This is a genomic window from Butyrivibrio sp. ob235, from assembly GCF_900109475.1.
Taxonomy (GTDB): Bacteria; Bacillota; Clostridia; order Lachnospirales; family Lachnospiraceae; genus Butyrivibrio.
Window position 1 is genome coordinate 59,796 of the sequence record NZ_FOBE01000026.1, and the last position, 7,898, is coordinate 67,693.

The 7,898-nt window shown below is 41.2% G+C and carries 12 protein-coding genes; all 12 read right to left on the reverse strand.

The features are described from left to right. Nucleotides 1–26: 26 nt before the first annotated feature. The 12 genes from BMW61_RS16030 to BMW61_RS16090 all read right to left on the reverse strand — a co-directional run bounded on the left by BMW61_RS16030 (nt 27) and on the right by BMW61_RS16090 (nt 7,679). Nucleotides 27–896, reverse strand: coding sequence for an NAD-dependent epimerase/dehydratase family protein (locus BMW61_RS16030; protein WP_026499043.1), 870 nt, complete (start codon nt 894–896; stop codon nt 27–29). A 4-nt stretch (nt 897–900) separates the two neighbouring features. Further along, nucleotides 901–1,245: a hypothetical protein gene (locus BMW61_RS16035; protein ID WP_091823917.1), complete on the reverse strand. Its 345-nt coding sequence runs from the start codon at nt 1,243–1,245 to the stop codon at nt 901–903. A gap of 19 nt (nt 1,246–1,264) precedes the next feature. Then, entirely contained in the window at nt 1,265–1,624 is a 360-nt protein-coding gene (locus tag BMW61_RS16040; RefSeq protein ID WP_330388539.1) for an NUDIX hydrolase, read from the reverse strand. A 125-nt stretch (nt 1,625–1,749) separates the two neighbouring features. Then, nucleotides 1,750–1,989, reverse strand: coding sequence for a hypothetical protein (locus tag BMW61_RS22065; protein WP_175475256.1), 240 nt, complete (start codon nt 1,987–1,989; stop codon nt 1,750–1,752). A gap of 40 nt (nt 1,990–2,029) precedes the next feature. Then, complete coding sequence (locus tag BMW61_RS16050) at nt 2,030–2,683, reverse strand: YczE/YyaS/YitT family protein (RefSeq protein WP_091823920.1); 654 nt, start codon at nt 2,681–2,683, stop codon at nt 2,030–2,032. A 25-nt stretch (nt 2,684–2,708) separates the two neighbouring features. Beyond that, nucleotides 2,709–3,206 carry a GNAT family N-acetyltransferase gene (locus BMW61_RS16055; RefSeq protein WP_091823923.1) on the reverse strand — a complete coding sequence of 166 codons (498 nt, stop codon included), beginning with the start codon at nt 3,204–3,206 and terminating at the stop codon, nt 2,709–2,711. A 146-nt stretch (nt 3,207–3,352) separates the two neighbouring features. Continuing rightward, entirely contained in the window at nt 3,353–3,736 is a 384-nt protein-coding gene (locus tag BMW61_RS16065) for a VOC family protein (protein WP_091823926.1), read from the reverse strand. Nucleotides 3,737–3,766: 30 nt separating this feature from the next. Next, nucleotides 3,767–4,315 (reverse strand): GNAT family N-acetyltransferase, encoded by a 549-nt coding sequence (locus BMW61_RS16070; protein ID WP_026671377.1) that lies wholly within the window; start codon nt 4,313–4,315, stop codon nt 3,767–3,769. A gap of 28 nt (nt 4,316–4,343) precedes the next feature. Then, on the reverse strand, nt 4,344–5,135 hold the full coding sequence (locus BMW61_RS16075) for an SDR family oxidoreductase (RefSeq protein ID WP_091823929.1): 792 nt from the start codon (nt 5,133–5,135) through the stop codon (nt 4,344–4,346). 5 nt (nt 5,136–5,140) lie between these two features. Beyond that, on the reverse strand, nt 5,141–5,437 hold the full coding sequence (locus BMW61_RS16080) for a GNAT family N-acetyltransferase (protein WP_081667980.1): 297 nt from the start codon (nt 5,435–5,437) through the stop codon (nt 5,141–5,143). Between the two features lie 16 nt (nt 5,438–5,453). Next, nucleotides 5,454–6,200 carry a nucleoside phosphorylase gene (locus tag BMW61_RS16085; protein ID WP_091823932.1) on the reverse strand — a complete coding sequence of 249 codons (747 nt, stop codon included), beginning with the start codon at nt 6,198–6,200 and terminating at the stop codon, nt 5,454–5,456. A 384-nt stretch (nt 6,201–6,584) separates the two neighbouring features. Beyond that, a complete protein-coding gene (locus tag BMW61_RS16090) occupies nt 6,585–7,679 on the reverse strand; it encodes a radical SAM/SPASM domain-containing protein (RefSeq protein ID WP_091823944.1) in 1,095 nt (364 codons plus the stop codon). Nucleotides 7,680–7,898 lie beyond the last annotated feature (219 nt).

Genomic DNA, 7,898 nt, shown 5'->3' on the forward strand with positions numbered 1-7,898 from the left:
AAGCCCCCTAACTTTAAAAAATAAAGTCAGAGGACCAATTTCCGGATTCTTTCATCCATCAGCGGGTATAACCAATCACCAAGTTCACGGAATCCATAACCGGTCGATTCCGCTTTTTCTGTGCTAAAACTACGTGTATTTTCAAGTCCGTTATACGGAGCAGCATCCCCTTGCTCACTGATAACAGCGTTCTTGCCTAGGCCTTTTTCTATATATCTGATAATCTCCGAGATCTTAACCGTTGCTTTCGAGCAGCCATTTACGGGGCCGGCTATAAAATGATCTGCCAGGTATGCCATGAATTCACCTGCATCTTTCTCGTAGATGAACGCCATCTCCTTATCATAATCATCAATGTTCATGGGCTTCTGATCTCTTATGTGCTCAATATAAAAATCCAGTCTGCCGGTGTAATCATTCTCGCCCATAACAATCGGATACCTGACAAAAGAAATGTTCTCAGGATCCATGAACTCAAACACCGCTCTTTCTGCCTGTCTCTTGGTTTCCTGATAATCCTTGATTCGATCTATCCAATGTAGCTCATATTTTTCAGAGGGGAACTCATCCTCCGTGATATCAGGATGATCCTTGGGATAAACAGAGCACGTAGACATCTGAATATATCTGTCACAGGTTACGTTTTCCAAAAGTGCCTTTACATCCTTGGAGCTATAGGCAATCTTGTCGATTATGAGATCAAAATGCCGACCGCCCAGAGCTTCATTAACACTTTGAGAATCCATCCTGTCCATAACAACATAATCCACAGAGGCTTCAAAATCCGGCTTTGAGTTGCCCCTCGTGGCAATCGTAATTTCATGCCCCTTTTGAAGTAAGCTATTAACCATGGGGATTCCAAAATATCTGGTTCCCCCAACAACAAGAATTTTCATACCATTACCCTCTCATTCCCATCACATCAAGCATTCCAAGAAAGAGCAAATATGTTACAAAGCAGACACCTATTGCAAAAGGTATTCCTGTCACAATTCCAGGGATAAGAACTAATATCTTTTTAGATCGTTCCTTAATGCCATAAGCTGATAACATAAACAAACAGCTGGCTATCATAGGAATGAACCCTATCCCCAGAATTATTATATTTCTCTCAAATTCCGTAAAAGGAATCATCGCCTGCGGATTACTTACAGTGTTCCCACCACCCAATGCACTTACCCCAAAGAAAAGTACGCAGCATATTCCAATTAAGTAAATCACAGTAGCAATAATCTTCTTATTCATATTCAATTATTCTCCTTACCTATTTCCGGAAATTTTCAAGATTATGATAACGAAACCCTAATTCCTCATGCAGTTCTCTCACTGCGGATTCACGAAAATCCTGCCCTGCTGTGATATGTCCTGCACTTGAAATATCGTAGCATCCGGGAAGGGATTTTGTATCCGCCCTCTCTTGAAGCAAAACCTGGATCTTCCCTTCCCGCTTCCTAAGAATCCATACATGTGAAGTCCTATGCCGGACTCCGTTCCTATGTGCATAGGCTCTCTCCACAGTTTCACCTGTAGGATTACCATTTTCATCAACTATATCAAGATATTCCATGCTTAATTTTTTCCCTTTAACTGCAATTTCAGCCATGTTGTCTTTTGTATTCTTCACTCAGCTCATTCTGAAGCATAGTGAAAAATTCCGAGTATCTCAGCGCTGTTCCCCCTTCATAACATACTATTTTACCATACAATGAAAGTGGTATCTCTCTTCCCTCCCATGATATGGGTTCTTCATTATGACTTATTATTTCTTCGCAAGTGTTTCTTGATGAAATGAGTAAAAAAACTATGCGGAGAATAATCCCCGCTTAGCTCTAAATATTTGGATTCAAATCGCCTTTTGCCTTTAGCATATGCATAACCAAGTTCGAAGCATGCACCTTCATCCGGTACTCTTCCGTCAAAAATAAGCAGTATGGTATCGCACCATTCTAATGCTTCATTAAATAATGGTCCTGCTATATATATTTTCATAGTATTCATTCTCCATCATGAACTTAGTCAATAGCCCGTTTTACCTGGTTATAAGCACTTTCGAAACCTCTGTCACTCCTCTGTGATGCAGTTCTCGCGGTTCAAACCTAATAATATTATATACTATCTGCATCACAATCCCTGCACCAAAAGTACTTAGTATTGTACCTATGCCTACCGGTCCTCCAAGCAGCACTCCTGCCACGAGGACTGCTGACCAGAGTATAATCTCGACAATTCCAATCGGGATACGCGACATCCGCTTCCCCAATCCGACAAGCAGTGCATCCCTCGGTCCGCAGCACTGTTCACTTTTCATATATACAGCCATTCCAAGCGCCATGAAAACAAAACCCATAAGCATAATGACTATTCCACTCCACAGATTACTGTTGAGAGGTAAAGGATTTACGCTGTTGAAAAATTGGACAAAATTCCCGGTCAGAAGTGCATCTATTATTGTTCCATAGCCTATCTTTTCCTTCATGATCAAATCTATTGCAAGAACGGCAATAGCAACAAGTGTCATGGATACTCCATAATTAAGCGGCGTATGATATGATATTCCCATTCCCAGGCAGTCCCATGGTGCAAGTCCTATATTTGCAAATATTGTCAGATGAACGCCAAAGGCAAATACAAACAAGCCTATGACAATTCTAATCCATCCCAGTATGATTTTCTGTCTTTTCATTTTTTGATGTTTCCTTAATTCCATCCTATTCCCTGACTTTCATGATATACCCTTGGAGTTCCAGCTCTTTTCCGGAATCAGTGGTTACCTTCTCAAGTTCTTGCTCAATGATCTCATATTCATCTTCAAACTTACGAAGGAGTTTCATGCTTCCAATATTGCGGATATCCGCCTCGTAAAAAAATTCTTTTTTACCATACTTGGTACGAGCAATATCAAGAGCCTTTTTTAATGCAGTATATGCATGTCCTTTATTCCATTCGGACTTTTTAATCCAAACACCGACTTCACAGCAGTCCTCTGAAAGCCCATGCACTTCCGAGCTCCCTATGAACTCACCATCCTCTGACAGCACAGAAAGAAGTATTGTTTCACCGTTCTTCACCCCATCAAGAAATCCTTGTAAAAGCTCCCTGGCATCATCAACACTCTCAAATGGATCCGGCCACTGATACTTTGTTATTTCTTCATCAAACCCTTCAAAATAATCCTGAAGGTAGTCCATACTAAATTGTTCTATCATCTCTATTCGCCCAACTCCTCAAAGTATTCTTTCAAAAAACCTTCCATGTATTCGTGTCTCTTCATGGCAATTTCCTTCGCAGCTTCAGTATTCATCTCATCTTTCAAAAGTAGTAACTTGTCATAAAAATGTCTGTATATTTCACCTCATTCAGTAATTTCTATCTGATTACCCTCAATACCAACAATGCAGCTTTCATAATATCCATCGCCTGTAGTCCGGGGTCCGCTTACAACCTCGAAGCCATCATCTTTAAGAAGCTTAGTCAGCTCATCAACCATCTGCCTGCTGCCCACAGAAAAAGCTATGTGAATATACCCTGTCCTCAACAGATGTTTTTCGGCATCAACAAGCCCGGGCTTTTTCATGAGTTCAAGCCTTGCTCCATCATCGAATGAGATGAAATATGACCTGAAATCCGTATTCACATTGTGATAACCATCATTGGATTTTCCGCCAAGATATTTCACAAAGAAGTCCCTGGTTGCCTCGAGGTCATTAACATACATTGCAACATGTTCTATCTTCATTTTTAACATCCCCCAATTTATCTTCTGTTTTTACAAAAAGAGAACCATGTTGATTTCATCAATATATGTACCATCCTTAAGCCTGAATGCTCTTAGAGTCTTGCCCATCTCCTGAAATCCCATCTTCTTATAAAGGGCTAATCCTTTGTCATTGTCAGCGTATACGCCAAGTTCAACTTGCCCAAAGCCCAGCTCCCTTGCTTTATCTATAGCCTTTGTCATTAGAATTGTCCCCAGGCCGCATCCGCAAAAATCTTGCTCCAATGCAATCGCTAAATCACATCTGTGCTTGAGCTTAACATGCTTGCTATGAGCTGATATAGAACAATTACCAACTGCCCTGTCTCCATCAAAAACCGAGAAAAATGCAGAGCCCTCAGATTCCAGAATATCATTTAGGAACTTCTTTTCGTGTTCAAGATCAGGATTTATCTCCTCAGGATATCTGCATAGGAAATGCGTTTCTTCAGCTGTCTTGACCATATAATCAATCATTGTCTGCGAATCTTTTTCCTCCGCAGATCTCAGAGTAAGCTTTCTTCCATCTTTTAGTGTGATTATTTCTTCTTCGATTTTCATATATCCTCCTGCATATGCCGCAAGCATCTTATTTACTCTCTCTACCATTATCCTCGGCGCACTGTAACAGAGCTTCCGAAACACTGCTGAAAACAACACCGTACTTTTTCGCCTTGGAACAATCCATCCACAGATTATGCCTTGCAGGAGCATCATTTACCTGAATATCCAACCCCAGCGCACTTACAAATTCCTTTGTAATATCATACATGGACTTATCTGTCTCGCTTCCAAAGTTATAAGATCCGCCGGGTAATGCTATGACTCTTTCTATATTCTCAGCAACTTCCTTTACATAGGTGATACCTCTGTACTGCATTGAGCTGAACGCTACTGATTCCTTGGCATTTATTATGTTCATGTAGTAATTGGGCTTTTTTAGATAATAGTCATACATCCATTCCGCGCGAAGCATAACTGCATCAGGGCAGATATCCAAAACTCTCTGCTCCATTTCAAGTTTGTGTTCTGCATAGATATTTGCAGGTTTTACATTTTCTTCTGTATAAGGTCCATCATCCTCAAGACCGCTGTATACCTGATCAGAACTAAAGCATACAAGTTTTCTTCCTTCTGCTGCTTTGGCAATGAAGCATGGTATCTGAACATTTGCTATATAAGACGCCTCCGAATCTGCCTCACAGGCTCCTATATCCGATATGGCTGCCGTATGAACGATGGTATCCGCACCACTCTCTTCGATAATCCGTCTGACCTGCTCCTCAGATGCGTTCCTGAGCGATGGCGCTGCAACGACACCATTGCAGATTTCCATTATTTTATTTCCAACAAATCCTGTAGCCCCTGTGACAAGTATCATTTCAATCAAAACTCCTTAATGAAAGTTTTTGCAGGATACCTTTTGCTCCCATCAAGCTTCACTAACTCGCTGTCATGTGAGTAATGCATCCCAAGCTTTTCCATTACCCGCTGACTTTTGTGGTTCTCTGCTGCAAACTGACCTTCAATAGCTCGAATTTTTCTGGTCTTTGAAATATGATCAATTATTCCCTGCATTGCCTCCGGAACATAGCCATGTCCCCACTGGTCTTTTCTGATATTGTATCCAACTTCCCAAACATCTCTGTCTGCATGATATACCAGACCGCCACTTCCTATGATTTCACCCTAAATTATTTTATATCCTTACCGCGATATCCAAGCCAATATAGAACTTGCCCAGATCATGGTTTGCTGCATTGAGTGCCTCCACTTCATATCCGCTATCTGCCAGTACATCACCGGCTTCCAGAAAATCATACAGTTCAAGTCCGTAAAAATCACACACAGCCTGGACTCCCGCAAGCTCCATCTCTACTGCTATGCAGCCTTCTTCTCTTCTTTTGGCCACAAGTCCCTTTGTCTCTCTGAGCATAGAATCCGTTGTCCAGACACGCCCTTTTACATATGGCACCTTGAGTTCTGTGAAAATAGCCTCTAATTTATCACAGCCCTTAATATCAATGTAGTCACTGGCCGGAGCATAGTAAAATGAAGCGCCCTCACCTCTGTAACTCTCTGTCGGGACAATAAACCTTCTGGTGGTCTGTTCCGGATCAAGGCTTCCGCAGGAACCGAACATTACAAACTTAGTCGCACCGGTTAACCAGTGTGCTTCATAGCAGGCACTCGATGCAACGGCGGAGCCTATTGATGTCAGGTAAAATGCTATCTTTTCACCTTTATATTCAAGACAATAGATAGGTATACTTCCGTTACATCCCCCTAGCGAAGCGATCTCTTCACAATGAAATTTTTCCAGAATATGGTCATGAATCTCTTTTGAAAAAATAATAATGCACTTATCAACCAAGTGCTTTTGTTCCCCATAAAAATGTTCCAATTTTACTATTGGTTCAGTCTCATCATAAAAGTCCTTCAACATCCGTCGCTCCTCCTATTTTTCTAATATATCAAAAAGGGATGCCCTTTAACAGCAATTAGCCTATTGTACAGAGCTTTCCAGTAATTTGTAGTCTCTTTCATCAACATAATTGTCCATCGGCCACCTCCTAAAAAAATAAGCCCCATCAAACTCTCGCTTGATGAGGCTTTGTATACTATGTAAGTTATAAAGCACTAGCTATGCCCTACAATTATCCTTATCCTCATCATACATATCAAAAACAGACCCCTGAATCATATTCACGGATGTTGTAATGACCACGCCTGTTTTGACGAGAATAAGTCTTTCCATAGCGTCTACCTTTCTGAAAATTATTAGTTGTAAGTATAATTGACTGACAAATCACTGTCAAGAAGTTTTTTGTCAGATTACCCCAAGAAGTGCTTCTACTTCATGCCTCTTCTCATAGAGAACACATCCGCCATCATGATCATCCATGAGTACACCTTCTTTCTGAAGAGCTTTGAATAATCTTGAGTTCATGGCTTCTCTGAGAGATGTGTCTTTTACGTTTATATCCGAATATGGTGAAAACGGGCAAGGCTCAGCGCCTCCATGTGAATTGATATGAAAAAATCCTCTACCGGCTGCAATGCATCCACCTGAGCTCTTCTCATCGCCGGGGAAGGACACAAATACCATCTCGGGGTGTTCCTGTCTTAGTCTCATGATTTCATTTTTCAGATATTCTCTATCCTCATCACCCGGTGCAAGATACTTAGAGTCATCAGTCACGGGAACAAACTCAACAAAAATAACAGCTTTGCATCCCTTGTCAGACAGCTTGCCAATGAAACTCTCTGAAGAAACATCTTTAATGTTTTCCGTGGTCACAGTCACTGAAGCACCGAAAATAAGTCCGCGCTCCTTAAGCTCATCCATATTTGATATGAGCTTGTCATAGACTCCCTCACCACGTCTGTTATCTGTGGCTTCTTTCTCACCCTCGATACTCATTATCGGGATAAGATTCCTATTCTGGTCAAACATGTCGAAATACTTTTCTGTCATGAATGTACCATTAGTAAAAATCGGAAACAGTATATTCTGTTTTTTTCCGGCAGCCTCTATCACTCCTTTACGAAGAAGCGGCTCTCCACCCGCCAAAAGTATAAAACTTACTCCAAGGTCATCGGCCTCATTGAAGATTTTGAGCCATTCATCGTCAGTGAGCTGTTGTACGGGCTCAGTGTCGTTTGTAGCATTATTGCATCTGGAATAGCAGCCTGCACAGTGAAGGTTGCAGCTGCTGGTTATGCTTGCGATGAGGAACGGTGGAATGTGCTCGCCCTCTGCCTCCAGCTTTGCCCTTTTCTTTGATGCTGCCTTTGTTGCCAGAGCAAACTTCGCCATATAAACACTTTCTTTCGGATTCTTGAGAGTAGCTTTTATCGCATCTGAAACTACCCTTTCTACTCCGCGTGTCATATATTCCTGAATGTTAAAATCCTTATTCATAATCCCATTACCTTTTCTGAGTTCCTGTCCCACTGCAATACATTTTACACTATTGCATTGTTTCAAATCTTTTCTGTATAATAACCCTTCTCCGAAAATAATTCAAGATTTATTTTTTAATTTTTAATAAAAAAGTGCCTACGGCACCTCAACTCCCCTGCCCCTCAATCATGAGGGGTGGGGGTTGTTTTTTGCCTCAACTCATTCATAATGATTTTT